Source organism: Marinifilum caeruleilacunae, from assembly GCF_013141825.1.
Lineage (GTDB): Bacteria > Bacteroidota > Bacteroidia > Bacteroidales > Marinifilaceae > Marinifilum > Marinifilum caeruleilacunae.
In genome coordinates this window covers 1-23,516 of record NZ_RZNH01000007.1, presented here as the reverse complement: position 1 = coordinate 23,516, position 23,516 = coordinate 1, and the positions used below count along the sequence as shown (strand labels likewise).

General features: G+C 37.4%; 21 protein-coding genes and 2 tRNA genes. 12 read left to right on the top strand and 11 right to left on the bottom strand.

Annotated elements, in window-relative coordinates; all coding sequences use genetic code 11:
• Positions 1 to 123: 123 nt before the first annotated feature.
• Positions 124 to 1,503: an MFS transporter gene (locus ELS83_RS06090; protein ID WP_216616405.1), complete on the bottom strand. Its 1,380-nt coding sequence runs from the start codon at positions 1,501 to 1,503 to the stop codon at positions 124 to 126.
• 175 nt (positions 1,504 to 1,678) lie between these two features.
• Here ELS83_RS06090 and ELS83_RS06085 point away from each other — a divergent pair, with 175 nt between their 5' ends.
• The 3 genes from ELS83_RS06085 to ELS83_RS06075 all read left to right on the top strand — a co-directional run bounded on the left by ELS83_RS06085 (position 1,679) and on the right by ELS83_RS06075 (position 4,807).
• Positions 1,679 to 3,097, top strand: a complete 1,419-nt coding sequence (locus ELS83_RS06085; protein ID WP_171594645.1) for a nicotinate phosphoribosyltransferase — start codon at positions 1,679 to 1,681, stop codon at positions 3,095 to 3,097.
• Between the two features lie 34 nt (positions 3,098 to 3,131).
• A complete protein-coding gene (locus ELS83_RS06080; protein ID WP_171594644.1) occupies positions 3,132 to 4,244 on the top strand; it encodes an alanine racemase in 1,113 nt (370 codons plus the stop codon).
• Positions 4,245 to 4,357: 113 nt separating this feature from the next.
• Positions 4,358 to 4,807, top strand: a complete 450-nt coding sequence (locus ELS83_RS06075; protein ID WP_171594643.1) for a DUF2062 domain-containing protein — start codon at positions 4,358 to 4,360, stop codon at positions 4,805 to 4,807.
• A 458-nt stretch (positions 4,808 to 5,265) separates the two neighbouring features.
• Here the strand turns inward: ELS83_RS06075 and ELS83_RS06070 are convergent, their stop codons facing one another.
• From ELS83_RS06070 to ELS83_RS06060, 3 genes are all read right to left on the bottom strand, one after another.
• On the bottom strand, positions 5,266 to 6,741 hold the full coding sequence (locus tag ELS83_RS06070; protein WP_171594642.1) for an aminoacyl-histidine dipeptidase: 1,476 nt from the start codon (positions 6,739 to 6,741) through the stop codon (positions 5,266 to 5,268).
• Positions 6,742 to 7,245: 504 nt separating this feature from the next.
• On the bottom strand, positions 7,246 to 8,388 hold the full coding sequence (locus ELS83_RS06065) for a DUF4831 family protein (RefSeq protein ID WP_171594641.1): 1,143 nt from the start codon (positions 8,386 to 8,388) through the stop codon (positions 7,246 to 7,248).
• 48 nt (positions 8,389 to 8,436) lie between these two features.
• Positions 8,437 to 9,948 carry an NAD(P)H-hydrate dehydratase gene (locus tag ELS83_RS06060; RefSeq protein WP_171594640.1) on the bottom strand — a complete coding sequence of 504 codons (1,512 nt, stop codon included), beginning with the start codon at positions 9,946 to 9,948 and terminating at the stop codon, positions 8,437 to 8,439.
• A 325-nt stretch (positions 9,949 to 10,273) separates the two neighbouring features.
• Here ELS83_RS06060 and ELS83_RS06055 point away from each other — a divergent pair, with 325 nt between their 5' ends.
• Entirely contained in the window at positions 10,274 to 11,788 is a 1,515-nt protein-coding gene (locus tag ELS83_RS06055; protein ID WP_171594639.1) for a peptide MFS transporter, read from the top strand.
• A 354-nt stretch (positions 11,789 to 12,142) separates the two neighbouring features.
• On the opposite strand, the gene ELS83_RS06050 is transcribed toward ELS83_RS06055, so the two are convergent.
• Positions 12,143 to 12,346: a hypothetical protein gene (locus ELS83_RS06050; protein WP_171594638.1), complete on the bottom strand. Its 204-nt coding sequence runs from the start codon at positions 12,344 to 12,346 to the stop codon at positions 12,143 to 12,145.
• A gap of 52 nt (positions 12,347 to 12,398) precedes the next feature.
• Positions 12,399 to 12,713, bottom strand: a complete 315-nt coding sequence (locus ELS83_RS06045) for a bacteriocin (RefSeq protein WP_171594637.1) — start codon at positions 12,711 to 12,713, stop codon at positions 12,399 to 12,401.
• A gap of 199 nt (positions 12,714 to 12,912) precedes the next feature.
• Here ELS83_RS06045 and ELS83_RS06040 point away from each other — a divergent pair, with 199 nt between their 5' ends.
• The 3 genes from ELS83_RS06040 to hemH all read left to right on the top strand — a co-directional run bounded on the left by ELS83_RS06040 (position 12,913) and on the right by hemH (position 15,258).
• On the top strand, positions 12,913 to 13,230 hold the full coding sequence (locus ELS83_RS06040) for a DUF6787 family protein (RefSeq protein WP_171594636.1): 318 nt from the start codon (positions 12,913 to 12,915) through the stop codon (positions 13,228 to 13,230).
• Positions 13,231 to 13,250: 20 nt separating this feature from the next.
• Positions 13,251 to 14,156, top strand: coding sequence for an oxygen-dependent coproporphyrinogen oxidase (hemF, locus tag ELS83_RS06035; protein ID WP_171594635.1), 906 nt, complete (start codon positions 13,251 to 13,253; stop codon positions 14,154 to 14,156).
• A gap of 91 nt (positions 14,157 to 14,247) precedes the next feature.
• Positions 14,248 to 15,258: a ferrochelatase gene (gene hemH, locus ELS83_RS06030; RefSeq protein ID WP_171594634.1), complete on the top strand. Its 1,011-nt coding sequence runs from the start codon at positions 14,248 to 14,250 to the stop codon at positions 15,256 to 15,258.
• A 57-nt stretch (positions 15,259 to 15,315) separates the two neighbouring features.
• On the opposite strand, the gene tsaA is transcribed toward hemH, so the two are convergent.
• The 5 genes from tsaA to ELS83_RS06005 form a co-directional block, all read right to left on the bottom strand.
• Positions 15,316 to 15,804, bottom strand: coding sequence for a tRNA (N6-threonylcarbamoyladenosine(37)-N6)-methyltransferase TrmO (tsaA, locus tag ELS83_RS06025; protein ID WP_171594633.1), 489 nt, complete (start codon positions 15,802 to 15,804; stop codon positions 15,316 to 15,318).
• A gap of 253 nt (positions 15,805 to 16,057) precedes the next feature.
• Complete coding sequence (gene aspA, locus ELS83_RS06020) at positions 16,058 to 17,464, bottom strand: aspartate ammonia-lyase (protein ID WP_171594632.1); 1,407 nt, start codon at positions 17,462 to 17,464, stop codon at positions 16,058 to 16,060.
• 294 nt (positions 17,465 to 17,758) lie between these two features.
• The gene (locus tag ELS83_RS06015) at positions 17,759 to 18,265 is read right to left on the bottom strand and encodes a DUF4494 domain-containing protein (RefSeq protein ID WP_171594631.1); all 507 of its coding nucleotides are present in this window, start codon (positions 18,263 to 18,265) and stop codon (positions 17,759 to 17,761) included.
• Between the two features lie 607 nt (positions 18,266 to 18,872).
• A tRNA-Met gene (locus tag ELS83_RS06010) sits at positions 18,873 to 18,946 on the bottom strand.
• A gap of 387 nt (positions 18,947 to 19,333) precedes the next feature.
• Positions 19,334 to 19,407, bottom strand: a tRNA-Met gene (locus tag ELS83_RS06005).
• A 348-nt stretch (positions 19,408 to 19,755) separates the two neighbouring features.
• Here ELS83_RS06005 and ELS83_RS06000 point away from each other — a divergent pair.
• The 5 genes from ELS83_RS06000 to fmt all read left to right on the top strand — a co-directional run bounded on the left by ELS83_RS06000 (position 19,756) and on the right by fmt (position 23,337).
• Positions 19,756 to 20,130 (top strand): START-like domain-containing protein, encoded by a 375-nt coding sequence (locus ELS83_RS06000; RefSeq protein WP_249414414.1) that lies wholly within the window; start codon positions 19,756 to 19,758, stop codon positions 20,128 to 20,130.
• Positions 20,131 to 20,289: 159 nt separating this feature from the next.
• Positions 20,290 to 21,747 (top strand): LptF/LptG family permease, encoded by a 1,458-nt coding sequence (locus tag ELS83_RS05995; protein WP_171594629.1) that lies wholly within the window; start codon positions 20,290 to 20,292, stop codon positions 21,745 to 21,747.
• Positions 21,740 to 22,210 carry a nuclear transport factor 2 family protein gene (locus tag ELS83_RS05990; RefSeq protein WP_171594628.1) on the top strand — a complete coding sequence of 157 codons (471 nt, stop codon included), beginning with the start codon at positions 21,740 to 21,742 and terminating at the stop codon, positions 22,208 to 22,210. The genes ELS83_RS05995 and ELS83_RS05990 overlap by 8 nt, the downstream gene beginning before the upstream one ends.
• Before the next feature lies 1 nt (position 22,211).
• The gene (locus ELS83_RS05985) at positions 22,212 to 22,379 is read left to right on the top strand and encodes a DUF5522 domain-containing protein (RefSeq protein ID WP_165836038.1); all 168 of its coding nucleotides are present in this window, start codon (positions 22,212 to 22,214) and stop codon (positions 22,377 to 22,379) included.
• A 1-nt stretch (position 22,380) separates the two neighbouring features.
• Entirely contained in the window at positions 22,381 to 23,337 is a 957-nt protein-coding gene (gene fmt / locus ELS83_RS05980) for a methionyl-tRNA formyltransferase (RefSeq protein WP_249414413.1), read from the top strand.
• Positions 23,338 to 23,516: the final 179 nt, after the last annotated feature.

The window sequence follows — 23,516 nt, the reverse complement described above, 5'->3', positions numbered from 1 at the left end:
TCATTCTAAAGCCCACTAAATTAAGATTAATGGCTTAAAAAACAAATGACTGATTTCATGTTAAATGAGTGGGCATAAAAAAAGCCGCCAATTTGGCGGCTTTCATAATATATAGGCTTGCTATTATTTTTGAATGTTTGGTAGATCCAATCCGTAACCATTTTTCTTGTCTACTGCTTTTAGCATAAATGCAAAAAACAATGCAAGAACACCACAACCTACCATCAACATCATAGAGTTTGAATAGTCTAAGTTTCCGGTGTTACCCTGGTTTGAAGAATCCAATACAGCACCCAATATCATTGGGAACAACATCAAACCAACGTTCTGAATCATAAAGATCATTGCATAAGCAGATCCCAAACGAGATTCAGGAACAATTTTTGGAATAGATGGCCACATTGCAGCAGGTACAAATGAGAATGCAAATCCCAATACAATCATCGCAATAAATGCGAATGCTTTTTGATCAGGACCAAATGCAAAAATACTGTGAACAATGATTAAAAGGATAGCTCCTAACACCATAACACTTGCACCTTTCCCTTTATTATCAAGAAATGCACCAAATAAAGGAGTCAAAACGATAGTTCCCAATGGCAATAAACCTACCATAGAACCTGCAAAGTTGTCGTTGAACATGTATTTCTGAACCATCAAGTCCGGAGCAAACTTCGAGAATGGGAACACTGCTGAGTAGAACAATACACAAAGAAGTGCAATAAAAATGAAACCCGGATTCTTGAACAACAAGAAAATATCAGAAACTTTAAATTCATCTTCTTCAGCAGCTGCTGCTGTATCATCAGCTACTTCCGCATCCATTTTCTTATCCATCATGTTATGGATAAAGAATGCTAAGAATCCAATCACAAGGAATAAAACTCCGAAAGCCAATGGACGAGAAACAATTTGCTCCTCACCTGCCATCAAACGAGATCCCGAGAATGCCAACAACATACCACCACGTGCTGTAGCCATTTCCAATCCCATTGCCAGGGCAAGCTCTTTTCCTTTAAACCACTTTACAAGAATACGCGAAACCGTAATCCCTGCAATTTCAACACCCACACCAAATAAAGTGTAACCAAGAATGGCAAGCTTAAGTGAAGGTTTGTATTGAGTTAGGAATGAGTTCAAAAAGTCGTAACCCAAACCGCCATTATTGAAAGTATCGGTCATTGCATAGTAGTTGAAAAACGCACCAGCAATCATTACCCCAATAAAGGAAGTACCTGTGAAACGAATTCCCAGTTTATCCAAAATAATACCACCGAAAATCAACATCAGACAGAATACATTCAGGAAAGAGTATGAACCAGCAAACATTCCATATTCTGCGTTCGACCATCCAAAGTTATCGCGCAATGCACCCTGTAAAGGCGACATGATATCAGTAAAGAAGTATCCTGTAAACATCAAGAAGGATACAGTAGCTAAAACAAACCATCTTGCAGACTTAGAGTCTCTAATGGATTGCTTCAAATTTGCAGACATTACCATTTGTAATAAATTTTTGTTGTTTAAGAAATTTTTAAAAGGCCGCTAATTTAGGATTAATGCAGTTAGTAACAAATGGCGATAAACATATTTAACTTATCTATATTGATTCCATATTTCGGGCTTGTATGCCAGATAATCCCTATATTTGAGGTGATTATTATTTTAAATACATCCGATGAATACATTAACGGAAAATGCAGGCTTGTACACAGACTTTTATGAGCTGACCATGGCACAAGGTTACTACCTGAGTGGCAAGGAGAAAGAACAAACAGTTTTCGATTATTATTACCGAACGAACCCTTATAAAGGAGGGTATTTGGTATTTGCAGGTTTGTACGATCTTTTAAAAATCTTGCAAAATTTTAGGTACGACAGCAAAAACATCGAGTTTTTAAGAAAAGCTGGCTTGCGTGAAGAATTTCTGAATTATTTAAAGGATTTTAAATTTAGAGCAACAATTTACAGTGTTCGCGAGGGTGAAATTGTTTTTCCGAATGAACCCATTGTTCGTGTAGAAGGTAACATTATCGAAGCTCAGTTAATCGAAACATTGCTTTTAAACTACCTGAACTTTCAATCGCTAATTGCTACCAAAGCTTGCCGAATCAGAAATGTAATTGGAAACAAGGCTTTCGCTGATTTTGGTCTAAGAAGAGCACAGGGTTTAGGTGGTGTTCACGCTTCACGTGCAGCAGTTATCGGCGGTGCCGATTCTACTTCGAACGTGTACAGCGGATTTAATTATGATATTCCGGTAAGCGGTACTCAAGCACATGCCTGGGTTCAAAGCTTTGAGGATGAATTGGAAGCTTTTAGAAAGTATGCCGAAATTAATCCAGGCAGTACGGTTCTTTTGGTAGATACCTACAATACACTTAAATCGGGGGTGCCAAATGCCATTACCGTGGCAAAAGAATTGGAAGCCCAGGGCAACAAATTGCTTGGCATACGTTTGGATAGTGGCGACTTGGCTTACCTCAGTAAAAAAGCCAGGAAAATGCTCGATGATGCTGGCCTGGACTATGTCGAAATCTTTGCCTCAAATCAGCTTAACGAGTATGTAATAAAAAGTTTGAACGAACAGGGAGCAAGAATTGATGGATATGGCATTGGAACCGAATTGGTAACCGGCAAAGACACCGGAGCTTTGGATGGTGTTTACAAATTGGTAGAAAACAATGGGAATCCTCGATTGAAAATATCCGAGAACATCGAAAAAATTACCATTCCGGGTCGCAAGAAACTGATCAGGTATTTCGATCAGGATGGAATGTTTTTCCGCGATGGGATTTTAACCGCAGACGAAGAGCGTACCGATAAAATTTATCACCCTTTTCACAAAGACAAAAACACCTTAATTTCGCATTGTAAAGCCGAGGAATTAACCGAAAAAGTAATGGAAAATGGTGAAATTTTCATTGATGAGAAAACACCAAAAGAAATCAATCAATACCTAAAAGAAAGATTTAAACAGCTACCCGACGAACACAAACGTTTCATTAGTCCGCACATATACAAAGTGGGAATTTCTGAGAAGTTGCTCGATTTAAGAGACAGCATGTTGAAAGATATCAGGGAGAAAATAAAATAGATGCGAAGTAATTAGCGCCTAAAACAAATTAGCAATGAACACACTCGACAGTCAAATCATCCGTCCGACTTTACTTCTTAACAAACAAAAATGCATTAACAATATTGAGGCAATGATTGCCAGGGCACAAAGAGCAAATGCCCGATTGCGTCCGCATTTCAAAACCCACCAATCTGCCGAAGTGGGAAATTGGTTTAAAGAAAAGGGCATCGATTGCATAGCGGTTTCATCTGTCGAAATGGCTAAATATTTCGCAGATCATGGCTGGAAAGACATCACAGTTGCCATTCCGGTAAATGTTCGTGAAATCGATTTGATTAACGAGTTGGCTTCAAAGATCCAATTAAATCTGGTCATTGAATCGAGAGAAAGCATTCTTTTCCTGGAGTCTGAATTGCAACACAAGCTGGGCATTTTTATTAAAGTAGATACAGGTTATCATCGCTGCGGAATTCCTTCGGAGGCCATTGGTTCCATTCAAATCTTAACGGATTTAATGAAGGAATCTGAAAAACTGGAGTGCCAAGGCTTTCTTGCACATACAGGTCATAACTACAAAGCCAGCGACCAGCAAGAGATTCACAAAAATCATAGCAAAACCTTGCTCGATTTGAATGAACTAAAGGATGTATTCCGCAAAGAAATTCCAAACATCGAACTTTCTCTTGGCGATACGCCTGCCTGCAGCATTAGCGAAGAATTTTATGGTATCGATGAGCTTCGTCCTGGAAATTTTGTATTCTACGATATCATGCAATACGTATTGGGATCCTGCGAAGAAAACGAAATTGCCGTCGCCATGGCATGCCCGGTAATTGCTCGAAACATCGATCGCAATGAGTTGGTAATTCATGGTGGTGGTGTTCATTTCTCGAAAGAATTTATCGAAGCCGACAGCGAAGGAACGAAGCTTTTTGGTAGTTTGGTTCGCATCACCGAAAATGGCTGGAGCGAAATACTAGGAGGCGGTTTTTTGGCAGAACTTTCACAGGAACATGGTATTATCCGCTGTAGCGATGAATTATTCGATGAATTTACCATTGGCGATTTAATTGGCATTTTGCCTGTACATTCGTGCATGACAGCCAACCTCATGCGAAACTATCTTTCTACCGATGGAAACTGGATCTCTACGATGAACAGCTAGCTGTGAAAAGTTCTTAGTAAAGAGTGATTGATTAACAATTTGGTTGAATTCACTATTGCTTTACGAACATTTTTCAATTCGATTTGTTTCTTGGGAAAGAGATTTAGACAGATATGAATTATCAGGCATATATAGAAAAATTTAGACCTTCGAGGATTAAAAAAGCAATTGTTGCTGAGATTACAGCCGCGAACAATACCAATTCGGTAATTGCTCTTTCGCTGGCTTTGGGTGCATTTATTGCTTTTTCTCCAACTTGGGGGTTTCAAACTGCATTGGCTATTTCATTAGCTGTTTTACTACGACTTAACAAGGTCCTGGTATTGGTAACAGTGAACATTAGTAGTATTCCACCGCTAATTCCTTTAATTCTTATTGCTGGTTATCAAACCGGGGCTTTTGTATTAACGGGTCAATTTCAGACCGAAGTTCCCGATTTAATGAACCTAAAAACTTTGGGAGAAAACTATTTGCAATTTGCTTTGGGTTCCTTGATTGTTGCCAGTGGAGTTGGGAGTTTGTTTTATTTGGTGATATTGCTACTGCTGAAAAGATTTAGATGATACCTAAACTTTTAAAGCTTACTTCTTGACTAGTAACAAAAGAACAACCCGTTCGGCTTGAGAACAAATCTAAATTCTCCATAATCACATTAACATTTGCTATCCTCTAGCCGGATAGGCTTTTACTTTTTTCTTGGATAAAAAAGTAAACAAAAAATCATCGCCAAAGTCCTCATCCACCCACTACAGCTCGAATTCTAAACAAAAAGAACTCGCTCCGCTCAAGCAGCTTTTTGTTATTAACGAATTCTTCACTAAGTGGGTCCCGGCTTCCGGACTTAATGTCGAATGTACTGCAAAATTTTATCCTTTGTCGAAAACTTTGTTTTATATCAGTGGTATTCCAAAAAATTATGGCTGCCATTGGGCATCATGTTAAATCAATTTTATAGGGAAGTAAAACCCATAAAAAAAGGACGTACAATGTACGCCCTTTCCTATATCTGATTGCATAATTATTATGCTTCAACAGCTTCTTTTACCGGAACATGCTTCAATGTTTCAATTAAGAAATCATAGAATTTAGCAACCGTATCAACCTTAACTTTCTCGTCTGGAGAGTGAGGGAAACGGATGGTTGGTCCGAATGAAATCATATCCCATTTTGGATAAACAGCTCCTAACAAACCACACTCTAAACCAGCGTGAATTGCCTTAATTTCAGGAATCTTACCATACTTATCGTTATAAACTTTCTGCATGGTTTTCAAAATTGGAGAATCCATATTTGGTTTCCATCCTGGATATTCACCTTCCAATTTTACTTTTCCACCTGCCAATTCAAATGTAGAAGATACCATTTGAGCTAAATCTTCTTTTGCTGAATTCACCGATGAACGAATCAAAGCCTGAATAGTGATTACACCATTTTCGCTGTAAACACGTGCAAGGTTCAATGAAGTTTCAACCAATCCTGGCATATCGTCGCTCATGCGAATTACACCGTTTGGACAAGCGTAAATAGCATTGATTAAATTCTTCTGAGATTTCTTTTTGAATACTTTCTTAGGTACATCAGTTGCTTCTGCGAAGAAAGCTAAATCTGGCTCAACAGCCGATAATTCTGCTTTGAAAGTTGCTTCGAATTCAGCAATAGCAGCTAAGAATTTTTCATTGTATTTTTCTGGTACAGCTACTACAGCGAAAGACTCACGTGGAATAGCATTACGAAGAGAACCACCATCAATTGAAGCCAACTTCAACTTGAAGTTTTTGGTTGCATACTTCATAAAACGGAACAATAACTTGTTAGAGTTACCACGACCTAGAATGATTTCCATTCCTGAGTGACCACCCTTCAAACCTTTCATGTAAAGTTTGTAAGCAAGATGTCCTTTTTCCAACTTCTCTTCTTTGTACTTCATGGTAACATTTGCATCGATACCACCAGCACAACCAACATACAACTCACCTTCATCTTCCGAATCCATGTTCAAAAGGATATCACCATCCAAAACATCGTTCTGAAGACCGAAAGCACCAGTCATACCTGTTTCTTCGTCAGCAGTAAACAAAGCCTCAACCGGACCATGCTCAATATCTGTAGCCTGTAGAACAGCCATTGCCGCAGCAACACCCATACCGTTATCAGCACCTAAAGTGGTACCATCAGCAGTTACCCACTCACCATCAATAATGGCAGTAATCGGATCTTTTTCAAAATCGTGTTCCGTGTCAGCATTTTTCTGTGGAACCATATCCAGGTGACCTTGCAATACAACACCTTGACGATCTTCGTAACCTGGAGTTGCAGGCTTTTTAATGATAATGTTACCAACTGCGTCTTTGATGGTTTCAAGACCCAGGTCCTGACCAAACTTCATCATATAATCCTGAATTGCATCTTCATGCTTCGATGGACGTGGAATCTGAGTTAATGCATAAAAGTTTTCCCAGATTGCTTTAGGCTCGAGGCTTAAAATTTCTTTGCTCATTATATATTTCCTCCGTTTAATTTTAGCGTTAAATTATTTAAGAGCACTAAAGGTAATATTTTTTGAGAAAGGCAAAAAGACTTCTTGCAAAACTAAAGTGGAATTAAGGATTTTTAAGAAACGGATCATGTTCGAATTTTGATTTTTGTCCTGCAGAGCAAGATATATGTTCAATTAATATGAAAAAGTAAAGAGGTCAGCCTATTTTGTTGCAATAAGTCCGGTCACAAATTAATGGTCAAAATGTGCAACAAGTTAATATTTGCTTTATCCCAGGCTGGCAGTCGTTCCACTCCTTTAGCCTGGGCTAGAATAACATTTGCCCTTCAGGCAAAAGCTGATAACTTGATCAATTCACACTAGGCCAATTAATAAAAAAATCGATAATGGCATCAAAAAACCCAGGGTGATAGTGACAACTATCTGTTACCCTGGTTAAAAATTATTTCAAACAACTACACGAGATAAAAAACATGCAGTTTACTATTTACTGATCTGTGAAAACTACTTTGTCACATCTTTAATCGATCCAAGTTCAGGATAGAACTCAATGCTGTAATTCTCATTCAAAAGTACTTCGGCAGGCATTTTTGCAATTTTCCCAAACTGTGCAATTGTCATGCGCTTCTTTAGCAAAACACTTTTTCCATTCGAAATGGATACATCAGCCATTCCAGGTATTCTGTACGATATTAAAGTTTGAGGATTTACTCCAGCACTTGGCAGAATCGCCAACTCGTTGGTTACATTTAAGTTTTTAAAATCGACACGTACCGGACGACCACCCAAATCATTCACGCCAACTGGCCCCATTTGAGGCGACATTCTGAAAATTACTCCTCCATTTTCGCCTTGTTTTGGTGTATATGAGAATTGGTAAGATTTCTGAACGCTTACTTTTTTGCCAACAAACATCGAAATGTAATCTTCCTCTAGTTTTGCCAGTTCTTTCACCAACACTTCGTAAGCTTTTCCATCAGGTGGAAGCACTTCAAAATTCGAGGTCAATATTTTAAACCTTCTTTTTCTCAATTTGAAAATCTGGTGAGCAGCCTCTTCCGCTTTCTCTTCTATGCTTTTGGTCAGTGCCTGCTTCTCCAATACTGGAACTTTAATAAATGCCGTATCGGTTTCAACCACTTTATAGGTCGTATCTTCTCTGTACTTAATAATTGGATCGATCGAAAATTTACCATACTCCATTTTAATTTCTTCCGATGACAGTTCAATCACCTCTTTTTCAACATTCATAAATGCTGATTTCTTCATGTTGAAACCGCGAATTAATCCTTCAGGAGTCAGAGCAATTAAACTAGGCTCATAATCCACCGAAGTGGTAATTTTATGATACTGTTCCGGGTCAACCTCACCCACTCCATTCAGTTCAATCGACTTTATTTTCCAGGCTACACCATCGTTGTTCACCACATCCGAAATGCCAAGGTACTTTTGTGCATAATCGGCGAACGGACCACGTTTCATAATGGTTTTCTCGGCCACAACATCCACCTTTAGAACGGTTTGCGGCAAAGCATAAATTACCGTATTTGGTGTTTCTAAAGTTCTGCGTTTTTGTGCACTTAGATTTCCAATTGTTCCTCCAACAACTAAAATTGCTACCAGTAATTTAAAAATGTTTCTGTTCATTTTATTTCTGTTTTTGGTAGAGAGCAAACTGCTTGCCTCTACAATTCCCTATTTTTTCAATCTCAACCATGCTTTGGGCAGGTAGTTTATCAAATCGCCGGCAGTTAAAGCTTCCATGCCTATTTTTTCTGCTGCCAGATCTCCTGCCAAACCATGCAAGTATACGCCAATAATTGTGGCAACTTTCGATGAATATCCTTGCGAAAGCAAAGATAATATTATTCCTGTAAGCACATCTCCACTTCCGGCAGTTGCCATGCCTGGATTTCCGGTCGGATTAAAATATACACTGCCTTCGGGACATGCAATGGCCGTATAAGCACCTTTCAGCACAAGGGTTACACTGTGTTCTTTGGCAAATTCGCGTTGCATTTTATTTCGGGTAAAACTATCTTCAGCTTTTCCTACCAATCGTTCAAATTCTTTTGGGTGTGGTGTAAAAACCGATCCCATTGGCAAATCATCTTTCAATTCGGGATGTTCCCCTATAATATTAATGGCATCGGCATCGATCACCATGGGTACTTTACTTTCCTTCAGCAGTTCGATCATGGCGCGATAGGAATTCTGTTTTTTATCGATTCCCGGGCCAATGGCTACAGCATTAAACTGGTTTAAATCGGGAAACTCGGTAAAAATAATGTCCGATCGGTCGATACTTACCATTGCTTCAGGCACTGCGGTCTGCATAATTTCATATCCCAAACGGGGAATATGAGAAGTTAGCAAACCCATACCTGCTCTTAAACCTGCACGCGAGGCCAAAATGGCAGCGCCCATTTTTCCATAGCTTCCGCTGATTAACAAACCGTGTCCATAAGTTCCTTTGTGGTCGAATTTTTTACGAGGCATAAGAAGCGATTTCACAAACTCACGACTCAACATTTTGTAAGGCGTTTGCTCCTTTTCAATAATATCAGGATGCAAGCCAATTGGTAAAACCTCCCATTCTCCAACAAACTGAGCATTTTCAGGAAATAAAAAAGCCAGTTTCGGAAACTGAAAACTTAAAGTCAAGTCGGCCTTAATGATTCCATTGTAGTCGTTTTTCGAATTGTCCTCCCCCATTAAGCCAGAAGGAATATCAACAGCAATCACTTTTGCTTCGCTGGCATTTATGGCTTTGATTACTTCCAGCGGCAAGCCTTCAATAGGTCTCGACAAACCTGAACCAAAAATGGCATCAATTACAATGTCATCGGGGAAAAGCCAGGGCATTGCATCTACCGAAGCCATCTCGTATATATCCACTGTTTTGAATATTTTTAATCGTTGCAGATTTTCTTCTGCATCCTTCGAAAGGCAATCGCTAATTTTAATGATAAACACCTCGACCGCATAATTCTTTTCTGCCAGCATGCGGGCAAGCGCCAGGCCATCGCCACCATTGTTTCCCGGGCCAACAAAGATTTTACAGTTTCTTGGTGCAGGAAATTTCTTTACGATTCTTTTGAACAACTTTCTCGAAGCTCGCTCCATTAAATCGATCGATTCTATGGGTTCATGCTCGATGGTATAAGAATCTATTTCGGCAATTTTTGAGGCAGGAAATATTTTCATGGGTCAATCAGTTTGTATTTAGACGTTATAAAGTTCATGATATTGTACCGATATATAATTAGACGTACACTCTTATTCGGATTCCTTTTTAATAACATCTTTTTAACAAGACAGGCCAGTTAGAAAAAAGCGATAAAAGTGCCAAACATACAGCAAAATGGGCTTTCCTATCAAAGATACTAAACTTTTGAAATCTGGGCCTTGTTACGAAAACGATTTAAATTATATCGAAACGCTTACAAATCATTATGGACTTCTGATTTTTTCTATATATTTGTCACTTTCATAACTGAAACGAAACTATTATAAATTAAAACTAACATTTATGTTTAAAGGACATCCTAAAGGACTTATACCTGCGGCTCTTGCTAATATGGGAGAGCGTTTTGGTTTTTACACAATGATGGCCATCTTGGTTTTATTTATTCAAGCTAAATTTGGATTGAATGAAGAAAACTCAGGTATCATTTACGCTACTTTTTATTCTTCAATTTACTTCCTTGCTATCCTTGGTGGTATTATTGCAGATAAAACCAAAAATTACAAAAGAACCATTTTAATTGGTCTTTTATTGATGGCGGTTGGTTATTTACTAATGGCTATCCCAACTAAAACTCCGGTTGCCAATGTAGCATTTGGACTTACTATGACTTGTATTGCATTGTTTGTTATTGCATTTGGTAATGGTTTATTCAAAGGTAACCTTCAGGCGTTGGTTGGTCAAATGTATGATAACCCTGAGCATGGTAAAATGCGTGATTCTGGATTCTCAATCTTCTACGCATTTATCAACATTGGTGCAATTTTCGCTCCTATGATTGCTCCTGCTGTAAGAAGCTGGTGGTTAGGTAAATTTGGATATACTTATAACGCAACTCTTCCTGAATTGTGTCACCAACACTTAAATGGTACCATTTCTGAAAATGCTTCTCAAAGATTCCAGGAATTGGCTGCATCAGTAAGCTCAAATCCTGTATCAGATTTAACAGCTTTCAGTAACGATTATCTAAATGTATTTAATGAAGGTTTCCACTATGCGTTTGGTGTTGCTATTTTTGCAATGTTAATTTCTCTTGGAATTTACCTTAAAAACAAAAACAACTTCCCAGATCCTGCTCTTGCTAAAGCTGGAAGTGATGAAAAAACTACAATTCCAGAAATGGATGCTAAAGAAGTTAAGCAAAGAATTTATGCTTTATTAGCTGTATTTGGCGTTGTAATTTTCTTCTGGTTCTCATTCCACCAAAATGGTTTATCTCTTACATTCTTTGCGAGAGACTATACTGTTTTGAAATTGGGAAGTTTGGAATTATCAGCTGAAATCTTCCAATCTATGAATCCATTCTTTGTTGTATTCTTGACTCCAATTGTAGTTGCTATTTTTGGATGGTTAAGAGCTAGAGGTATTGAACCTTCAACACCAAAGAAAATTGCTATTGGTATGTTCATTGCAGCTATGGCTTTCGTAATCATGGCTGTTGGTTCTCTTGATTTACCTCTATTGAAAGAAGTTAAAGAAATGGGAGGTTTACCAGAAGCTGATAAGGTTACTCCTTGGTTATTGGTAATCACTTATCTAGTATTAACTATCGCTGAGTTATTTATCAGTCCTCTTGGAATTTCTTTTGTATCGAAAGTAGCTCCTCCAAAATATCAAGGTTTAATGCAAGGACTTTGGTTAGGTGCAACTGGTGCTGGTAACCAATTGTTAGTATTTGGTGGTCTTCTTTACGCTGGTGTTCCATTGTGGATTACTTGGTCTGTTTTCGTTGTAGTATGTGTTATCTCAATGTTAACTATGCTATTTATGATCAAATGGTTAGAAAGAGTATCTGCTTAATTGATCAGATCAAAATATACTCTAAACCGCCTCAAATTGAGGCGGTTTTTTTATGCCATAAACTTATTTCCCTATTGAGCAATTCATTATTTAAGACTTAGAAGTGATTTATTTTTTTAATGACATTAGGATTTTGTTTATTATCCTATTTTACATAGTATTAATTTCAAATTAATGCCTCACAAACATAGAAATTAAGCTTAATTTAGAATATATCAAAAAAAGGATGTCCTTCATAAAGGACACCCTTATCTCTCTCCTGAATATTTTAGAATTTTTAGGAGAGATATTACTTTTTCAATGACAATAAGTTATTAAAATTTTCTAATGACAACTTTTGTCTAATAATTGGAGTTAACTTTTACCCATAGTATAACATAATGTACCTACAGCATATCCACACCAATAGGAAAAACTATGATCAAAACTAGTTGGTTTAGTACCAACTCCTACACCATCAGCATTACCTTGACCAAAGTCATCCCAAGACCATCCACCATCAATACACCTTACATCTTGTTCACTCATTTCCTGAACACCATAATTTTCTAAATCCATAATAAAAAATTTTAGTTAATAATACTTATCATTTAGATATTCTAAAATTATCTCAGGATGCTACCATAAAAAAATAGTTCATAATATTTTTACAGAAACCACCTTCTATCTTTTTTAATTCCTTTGTAGATATCACTTTGACAGAGTACATTACTTCCAATTCAAGTTCCTCGCTATAATAGTAGGATGTGCACACTGTACTATAAGCGATTGGCAATCCCATTTCTTTGATTTCACTTAAACACTTGTATAGGTGACTTTCAGAAATTCCTAGTTTCTTGGCAAACTCTTTTGGAGATCCGGTTTTCTGCTCTCTCACTAAATCATTAATTTGTTTTAAACGATCCAAACTTTTCACTTTATACATATAATTACCTATTTTATTTATTCATAATAGGATAAATATAAAAACTATAGCTTACGATATGTAAAATTATGACTACTATTAATTAATAGTAATGTATACATCAATAAAATCAAACAGATTTTTCTCGTGCTATTTCAGACCTATAGGTATTTTATATTATATTTGTTTTATCTGAAATAAATCTAAATAGCACTACTTCATGTTTGAGAAACTTAAAAAGCGCTGGGAAATCGATTCCAACCTGCAACTTGTAATCATTCTTATTGTATTCTCGATTACCGGAAGCTTATCGGTATTGGTTCGAAATCCAATTTTCGAATACTTTTCCATCGATTCTGATACCAACCTATTCTTACGAATTATTCTAAGTATCCTGATTATTACGCCAACCTACCAGGTATTGCTCCTGCTTGTAGGAAGCCTTTTCGGACAGTTCCGTTTCTTTTGGAATTTCGAGAAGAAAATGCTGAGCCGGTTTCAGCGCAAAAACAATAAAACAGCAACAAAATCATACTAAAAACAGACAAAACACTACAGATGCAAAAGGACGAAATCGCTGAAAAATTTAAGCACTTACAAAATCAGATTACAAAAGCATTGGAAAACTGCGATGGCGGAGCAAAATTCCAGGAAGATGTTTGGGAACGGGAAGCTGGCGGTGGCGGAAGAAGTCGCGTAATTAAAAATGGAAATATTATTGAAAAAGGTGGCGTACAGTTTTCTGCTGTGCATGGTGCAATGCCCGCTAAAATTAAAAGCAAATTGAACTTATCTGCCGATGATTTTTTTGCCACTGGTGTTTCTTTAATTATGCATCCCGAAAATCCTCATGTACCCATAATTCATATGAATGTTCGCTATTTTGAATTGAGCGATGGTACCTATTGGTTCGGTGGAGGTATCGACCTTACGCCAATTTATGTGGATAAAAATCAGGCGAAAGCCTTTCACCAGGAACTGAAAAAAGTATGCGACAAACACCATCCTGATTTTTACAGTAAATTCAAGCCCTGGGCCGATGATTATTTCTTTTTGCCATTTAGAAACGAAACGCGAGGAGTTGGAGGCATTTTCTTCGATCATTTGAACGATTCGTCGGGAATGACAAAAGAAGAGCTGTTTGACTTCGTAATGGAGGTTGGTGAGCTCTTTGCGCCTACCTATTGCGAAATCATGAGAACGAATGCTTCCAAATTGTACAGTGAGCAGGAAAAAGACTGGCAATTGCACCGCAGAGGCAGGTATGTTGAATTCAACCTGGTATTGGACAAGGGAACCAAATTTGGCCTGGATACCAATGGCAGAACCGAATCGATACTGGTAAGCATGCCACCAGAAGTAAAATGGACCTACCAATACGAAATAAAAGAAGGTTCGAAAGAGGCCGAAACCTTGCAACTTTTGAAAAAAGATATCAATTGGCTCGAACCAATTTCGGTTTAAATTGTTAGATAAATAGTCGAAAAAAAATATTAATTTCAGAAAGGAAATGTGAATGCATTTCCTTTACTGTTTTGCCTATTACTAACACACTATGCCAAAGAAAACTACCGTTCTGCTTCTGAATTTGGGAACTCCCAAAAGTCCAAATGTATCTGATGTACGCACCTATTTATTCGAGTTTTTGAACGACCGCAGGGTAATTGATATTCCCTGGTTGTTGAGAAAAATTCTGGTGAACCTGATCATTGTTCCATTCAGGGCAAAAGGATCTTCGAAAATTTACAAGCAGTTGTGGACCAAGGATGGATCTCCATTGATGATTTATGCCGAAAAGGTAAAAGAGCTTCTTCAAAAAGAACTGGACGAGAAATTTACGGTAGAATTGGCCATGCGATACCAGCAACCATCGATGAAAAGTGTGTTGGAGAAAATTCGCCAGGATATGCCTGACCAATTGATTATCCTGCCCATGTATCCGCAGTATGCTTCGTCGACAACAGGTTCTACTTTCGAAAAAGCCATGGAAATTATCAGGAGCTGGGAGGTGATTCCTGAACTGAAGTTGGTGAATCAATTTTTCGATCATGAAGGATATTTGGATACCATTGTTGAAAATGCAAAGCAGCATGACTTGAATGATTTTGATCATTTTATCTTCTCCTATCATGGTTTACCATTAAGGCAAGTAAATAAGGTACATCCACAGAAAAACTGTAAAGATTGCGATTGCGATAAGCAGTTCAGGCCCGATACAGATTACTACTGCTACCGCGCCACCTGCTATGAAACCAGTAAGTTGCTGGCAGAAAAATTAAATATCCCAAAAGAAAAATATACAGTAGCCTTTCAGTCGAGACTGGATAAAAACTGGCTGGAACCTTTTTCGGATAAAGTCGTGATTGAGCAAGCCCAAAAAGGAGCGAAAAAACTCATGGTATTTAGTCCGGCATTTGTAGCCGACTGTTTGGAAACCACCATTGAAATTGGCCTGGAATATGGCGAATTGTTTGAAGAAAACGGTGGACAAGAGCTGGTTTTAGTGGAGAGTTTGAACGATCATCCCAAATGGATTGCTACATTGAAAGACCTTGTAACTCGCTAGTCAATAATTAAAATTTGTTGGACAAAAGATGAATACAAACAGAAAACTTTTCTTTTGTTATTTGATAAACCTTTCGTCCGATTTGATATCACGATTCTTCTCCTTCCATTTTTCGTCTAACCAACCCGAAACGGCATCTGGTCGGTTGTCGAATTTCGAGAAGAAAGGTTTGATATCCAGCAATGGTGTACCATCTAGAATATCAACATCTTCTACATGCAGAATATTCCCTTCTATGGAATGGAGTTTTACCGTAGAAATTCCGATTGCATTGGGTCTTCGGGGTGCGCGGGTTGCAAATACACCATGGGTCTGATCATCCATAAATGGCAAGACATCTAAATCGAAACCATCCGATTTGTGCAGGTGAAATATCAGAATAACATGCGAGAATGATTCCAGGTCTCGTAGGCCTGCCGCAAATTCGGGCTTCAGTTCAACCTTTGCCTTTACTCCTTTTGCACTTAAAGGCTGAATGGGCATTTTATCTTGTGTTTTGTGAGGAGTATGTATGGTTCCGATAGATTGAAAGCAAATTTCCGTCATGGCAATTTCAATTGATGATGAAGTAAATGTAACAATTCTTTGCTTATCCAGACCTTTCGACCTTTCGACCTTTCGACTTTTAAACTTTCAGACTTTCAGACTTTCAGACTTTAAAATAAAAGAGGTTGAATCGAAAAACGAATCAACCTCTTTAGTGCGCCAAGAACTCAATGATAGAGTATTATCCAATTTGATTGGATGTTGTTTAAGAAACAAAAAGTTTTAACCTGAATTCGGTTAAAAATTTCAGATTTTAAGCTTCAACAAATTTTTGAGGCTTAATCATTCTTTCCGGAGAAAGAATTTCGTCCAGCTTCTCTTTGCTCAATAATCCCTCTTCAAGGATCAAATCGTAAACGCTTCGGTTTTCGGCCAAAGCTCTTTTAGCGATACGAGAAGAAGCTTCATATCCTAGTGTTGGATTTACAGCAGTAACAATACCGATACTGTTTAGAACCATTTCTTTACAGTGCTCAACATTTGCTGTAATTCCTTCAATACATCTTTCTTTAAGGGTAGCCATTCCGTTCACCAACATTTCCATCGATTCGAAAATAGCACGAACCAAAACCGGCTCCATTACATTCAACTCCAACTGACCCGCTTCAGCAGCGAAAGTTACAGTCAGGTCGTTTCCAATTACCTTGTATGCAATTTGGTTCACCACCTCAGGAATAACCGGGTTTACCTTACCTGGCATAATTGAAGAACCTGGTTGCATTTTTGGCAGGTTGATTTCGTTTAATCCACAACGTGGTCCCGAAGACAATAATCTTAAGTCGTTACAGATTTTAGAAAGTTTAACTGCCAAACGCTTTACAGCCGATGAGTACATTACATATGAACCGGTATCAGGAGTAGCCTCAATAAGGTTACCAGCCAATACAATTGGAAGATTTGTAATTTCGTTTAAGCGAGCAACACATTTGTCAGAATAACCTGGCTCTGAATTGATACCTGTTCCAATTGCAGTTGCACCCATATTCACTTCAAGGAATAATTTTGAGTTTTGGTTCAATCTCTCAATTTCCTCTTCAAGAGTTACAGCCCAGGCTTCGAATTCCTGTCCCAAGGTCATTGGTACAGCATCTTGTAGCTGGGTTCTACCCATTTTCAACACATCCTTAAACTCTTCGCCTTTGGCTCTAAATGCAGTAATCATTGATTTTAAGCCTTCTACCAAAGTTTCATTCATAAAAATCAATGCAATTTTAATTGCTGTTGGATATGCATCGTTGGTAGACTGAGAAAGGTTAATGTGATTGTTTGGATGACAGTGCTCGTACTCTCCTTTTTGATAGCCAAGAATTTCCAAAGCTCTGTTTGCAATTACCTCATTGGCATTCATATTGGTTGATGTTCCAGCACCACCCTGGATCATATCAACTGGAAAATGCTCGTGGTAATTTCCTTCGATAATTTCTTCACAAGATTTACAAATGGCAGTTGTCAACTCATCTGTTAACAAACCAAGATCGTTATTTGCTTTGGCTGCTGCCCATTTTACCATTGCCAAACCTTTAATAAAGTTTGGATAAGCACTTAGTTTAACACCGCAAATGTCAAAGTTTTCAACCGCTCTTAAGGTTTGGATGCCATAGTATGCATCAGCAGGCACCTCTTTGTAGCCAATTAAATCGTGTTCAGTTCTTGTTTTCATGGTGTGATTATACGTTTAAATCAATAAATCTGACTTTTATGATCCCCCAACCCTAAAAGTCAAAAACTTATTTTAGTCTGTTTTTTGTTGTTTGTTTGTGTTGACAAATGTAGTAGAGAAAAGAAATTTCACCACGAAAAACACAAAAAATCAAAAACCCAGTTCACACCACATACTTTTACTTGATCTACTGTTAGTTACATTCATATAATTTTACAGTAGAATCAAGCTATAAGTATGTTTTTCAACAGAAAACAATCGTTTCCGAAAAAAAAAAGATCAGAAATTTCTGATCTATTCAAATTCGTTATCATTCGGCTCAAATTCCGAAACCGGTTTTAAGTTCTCTGGAATTTCTTCGTTCACCTCATCACTGAAAAATGGAAAGATATCCATAATTGGACTTTCGGAAATTGCAGGGATCTCATATGGTACCAACATATCGCTCAAACTCTCTTCCAAAAACTCGTATGCCTGCTTCACATTATTGGCCTGTGTAAGCATATAGTTGTTACTTTTCTTCTCTTTGCCCGAAGCCTCATCAACATCAATAAAAGCAACTTTTGCTTTAAACCATCTATCACCATTATCATTAGGATACAGCTCTGTAATATTTGATTTGCTGATATTGGTAACATTAAACTCACCGCTGATCATTTGTTCCAGCTCTTTATGAATTCTCGCCTCTGCTTCGGTAAACGACATTGCATCTACCAGGTATGGTTCAGAAACCTTCTTTTCTTTTCCTGATACTTCATCTATTTTTACATACTTAACTTTACACTCAAACCAATTGTTCATACGATTACCTTATTTAAGTTTTACAAGCGATAAAATACATGATCGCTTTAGCAATTTGATGTTATATTTTTTTTAAGGAGAACAAAGATAAAAGAATTGAGTAGCTATTGAATCAAATCTGGTAAAAATGGATGAGCTTTTGGTCAAAAAAGAAGATGGTTTTAAGAATAGAACCAACTGTGTTCCTTAGTACAGATTTATTACAATATTTAAAAGAAGCCTGGTGTTTATAATATAACGCATCTGTACATAAAAAATAAGGGCATAAAAAAAGGGAAACAATGAATATTGTTTCCCTTCTCTTGTAGCGAGAGGTGGAGCTTGCCTGTCCCGAATTTATTCGGGGAACCGCCGACCTTTTCTTTTTATATGCAGGATACTCTGAATATATTCCAGACAATTCTAGTTTTATGAGATAAAAAAAGGGAAACAATTTTCATTTTTTCCCTTCTCTAGTAGCGAGAGGCGAGCTTGCCTGTCCCGAATTTATTCGGGGAACCGCCGACCTTTATTTTTTAAATACAGGAAACTCTGAATACACCCCTTACGATTCGAATTTTATGACATCAAAAAAAGGGAAACAATTTTCATTGTTTCCCTTTTCTAGTAGCGAGAGGCGGGCTTGAACCGCCGACCTCGTGATTATGAATCACGCGCTCTAACCAGCTGAGCTACCTCGCCGTTTTGCTTGATTGCGGTGCAAATATAATGGCATTTTATTTCTAAAAAAAATCTTTTTTCTGAAAAATGGGACAATTAAATCATACGAACTATTAAACTAACTGTTTTACAGAAATATTACCATTCAAAAAAAAATCTATTTTTTTTCTGATGATCCCTAAAATGGCGTATTTAAACGAAAAAAGTGGTATGAGAAAAATATTTTTCCTGAAGCATCAGTAATGAATTAGACAAAAAAGAGAGGCGGACTTGCCTGTCCCAAATTTATTCGGGGAACCGCCGACCTTTATTTTTTAAATACAGGAAACTCTGAATACACCCCTTACGATTCGAATTTTATGACATCAAAAAAAAAGGGAAACAATTTTCATTGTTTCCCTTTTCGAGTAGCGAGAGGCGGGCTTGAACCGCCGACCTCGTGATTATGAATCACGCGCTCTAACCAGCTGAGCTACCTCGCCGTTTTTTCTAATGCGGTGCAAATATAAAATCCTTTTTCATTTAAAAAAAATCATTCCCTGTTTTTTTTCAATTCTTAAAATACAAATGAATTAATTTATCGATTTGTAAAATTTTCTTAACTTATATGTTGCAGGTAAAATAAGCAATATGAGAATTAACAATATAAGAAAAAGCTAAAGTTTTAAGAATCAGTTTTTATTAATTGAAATTTCTTAAGTATCTTGCGCGAAATTTGAGTATTGACTTACATTTCACCTTTTTAGTGTGGTAAATTAATACTGGGGAGAAATTTATTAAGACAAACGAAACTCCCGTATTTTATTATCAAAACATTTATGCCCCAACATATGAAACAATTTGAACTGGAATATGTACTTCACGCTTCACAAAAAGTGATTTTCGACAGATTAAGTAGTGCAAGCGGTTTATCAGAGTGGTTTGCCGATGATGTTAATCAGAAAGGCAAAATCTACACTTTCTTTTGGGATGGCTCGGAACAACAAGCAGAATTGGTGACTAAAAAAGACAATCGTTTAATTCGCTTCCACTGGCTCGACAGCGAAGACGAAGACAGCTATTTTGAATTTAAAATTGAAATAGATGCTTTGACCAACGATTTGTCGCTTATTATTACCGATTTCGCCGATGAAGATGAAATTGACGAAAGCATTGAACTTTGGGATACTCAAATCGCCGAACTAAAACATGTATTGGGAATATGATTTTTTAACAAATCATAACACCAATTCCTAAATAATTAGCTTATTTTTGTAAGCTATGTAAGACCAGTTTCTGCAAGTTATTGGTCTTATTTTTTAGGTAACAATGCGAGATCCGACAATTGGTTTTCAGCATCTCGTTTTCAATTAAAATATTTCGGAATGAAACGTTTACATTCATTTATTCTTAAAAGTTTTTTAGGGCCATTAGCCTTCACTTTCTTTATTTGCATGTTTGTTTTGCTCATGCAATTCCTTTGGCGATACATCGACGAATTGGTTGGAAAAGGATTGGAATGGACTGTAATTGCTGAATTTTTATTCTACGTTTCTGCTACTTTGGTTCCAATGGCACTGCCACTGGCAATACTTTTGGCTTCTATTATGACCTTTGGGAATATGGGAGAGAATTACGAGTTAACAGCCATGAAAGCTGCCGGAATATCACTGCAAAGAATTATGCAACCGCTTACTACTTTGGTAATTATCATTAGTATTAGTGCTTTCTTTTTTGCCAACTACGTAATGCCTGTTGCCTCATTAAAAACCACTACACTCCTGGTGGATATCAAAAATCAGAAACCTGAACTAATTTTAAAAGAAGGTATTTTTACCAACGATCTGCCTAATTTTAGCATCAAGGTTGACAATATCGATAAAGAAACCGGGATGATGTACAAGCTGTTGATTTACGATCACAGGGATAAAAGAGGCAATACAAATGTAACTGTTGCCGATTCGGGCACCATGGTTACTTCTCCTGATAAGCAAAATATGACACTTACGCTTTACAGTGGAAATATGTACCAGGATGTAAAGCAAAAATCGAGACGAGATAAAAATCATCCTTCGAGAAGAATTAAGTTCCAGGAATATGAAACCAATGTACCTTTAAGAAGCAGTGAACTAAAACGGAGTAATGAGGATCGATACAGTAAAAACTACAGAATGCTAAACTTGAAACAGTTAGTTCATTCTGAAGATTCGATGCGCAATAGACTGGATGTAGAGAGAGACAGGTTGGTGAATGGTTTATTGGCAAAACATTACTTTAAGAAAGATGCCAAATCGATGCGAAAGGATTCGGTGCGATACGAGGAACTTTTGAAGAAAACCAAAGATGCCGATTCTCTATTTAAGGCAGCGCCTCTTACCAAACAGTTAACCTCGGTAAGTTCGGCATTAAGTTTTGCCAGAAAAGCTCGAGAAAATATCTCGAGAAAAGAAAATGAGATCCTGAGTCAGGAAAAATGGATCATTAAATTTACCAACGAGTGGCACAGAAAATTCACACTGCCTTTTGCCTGTTTAATTTTCTTCTTTATTGGCGCTCCACTGGGTGCTATTATCCGTAAAGGTGGATTGGGAATGCCGGTAATTGTTTCGGTTTTGTTCTTTATTTTCTATTACATTATTTCGATGACAGCCGAACGATTCGCAAAAGAGTTGGTGCTTCCACCAGCGCTTGGAATGTGGATCTCCTCGCTTATTATTCTTCCTTTGGGGATTATTTTAACCTATAAAGCAACAACAGACTCAGCTGTTTTCAATATCGAAAACTATATTGATTTCTTTAAAAAGATAAACCCGGTTAAATTCTTCAAAAAGAAAAATGCGTAAATTATTTCTGATACTATTCATCTTATTCCCAGTCGTATTCATCTCCTGTGAACAGCAGCCAGAATACTCAGAAAAAGAAATTATCAAATTACTGGACAATTGGCACCAGGCAGCAGCCAACGCCAATTTAGAAGGCTATTTTGATTTGATGACCAAAAATGCAACCTATATTGGTACCGATCCTTCGGAAAGGTGGACAAGACAAGAATTCTACGGATTCTGCGAACCTTATTTCGAAAAAGGAACAACCTGGGATTTTAAGGGATTCGATCGAAAAATGTACAGATCGGCAGATGATAAAACCATTTGGTTCGATGAATTGTTGAATACCTGGATGGGCGTTTGCAGAGCTTCAGGTGTACTGGTTTGGGAAAATGGCAAATACAAGATTTCTCATTACCATCTTTCTGTAACCATTAAAAATGAAAGCATAAAAGAGTTTTTACAAATAAAGCAAGACTAATATGTTTGACGATTTAAAACCTGACATCGATTATTATATGCATCCCGATGGATATAGAATCATGACAAAAAAATACCTTACAGAAAGAGGTTATTGCTGCGGCAATGGATGCAAACATTGTCCGTACTTTCCGAAGCACAATAAAGGAAACAGGAATTTAAAGGAATAATATGAGTTTACGAGTAGTATATATGGGAACACCCGATTTTGCGGTGGCTCCCCTTGATGCACTTCTTACTGCAGGAGTGAATGTGGTTGGTGTAATTACCAATCCGGACAAGCCAGCTGGTAGAGGTCAGAAAATCCAGGAAGCAGCAGTAAAAAAATATGCTGTTGAAAAAGGCCTGAAAATTTTGCAACCTGAAAAATTCAGGAATGAAGATTTTCTGGCGGAACTAAAATCACTGGAGGCCGATTTACAGGTAGTCGTTGCCTTTAAAATGTTGCCGGAAGTAGTTTGGAACATGCCTAAATATGGAACTTTAAACCTTCATGCATCATTACTGCCGCAATATCGTGGTGCTGCACCAATCAATTGGTCCATTATTAATGGCGACAAGGAAACCGGTGTTTCTACCTTCCTGCTAAAACATGAAATTGATACTGGTAACATCATCTTCCAGGAAAAAACTGAAATTGGCGAAAACGACAATGCAGAAGTAATCCACGACAAGTTGATGAATATTGGAGCCGGACTTGTAGTAAAAACGGTGAAAGCGATTGAAGCTGGTGATTATCCTCAGATTCCTCAGGAAAGCATTGCAGCCGAAGAATTGAAATCGGCACCTAAAATTTTTAAGGATGATTGCAAAATAGACTGGAGCAAGAATATCGATTCTATTCACAATTTAATTCGCGGATTGAGTCCTTACCCTGCTGCATGGACCGAACTTTGTCCGATTGAAGAAGGAAAAAAGATTGGCCTAAAAGTATTCGCAACAGAAAAGATTGTAGAGGATCACAATCATCAAATCGGTAGTTTACATACCGATGGTAAAAGCCATTTAAAAGTTGCCGTCGAAGGTGGATATTTAGCAATCACAATGCTACAACAAGCAGGTAAAAAAAGAATGAAAGTTGAAGATTTCCTAAGAGGGTTTCAACAGATCAGGCAGTATCATTTATAGAGCCTGTTACAGGTTAAATCAGATTATTTTAATGAGTCGTCCTAAAATAGGTTGACACATTTATAAATTAATTATATGATCCAGTGAGGCTAGCCTCACTGGATTTTTGATGTATAAAATTAGGTGTTTTATAATTCAAACTCAAATGAGGTCTCTTGTTATTATAGATCCAAACAGAT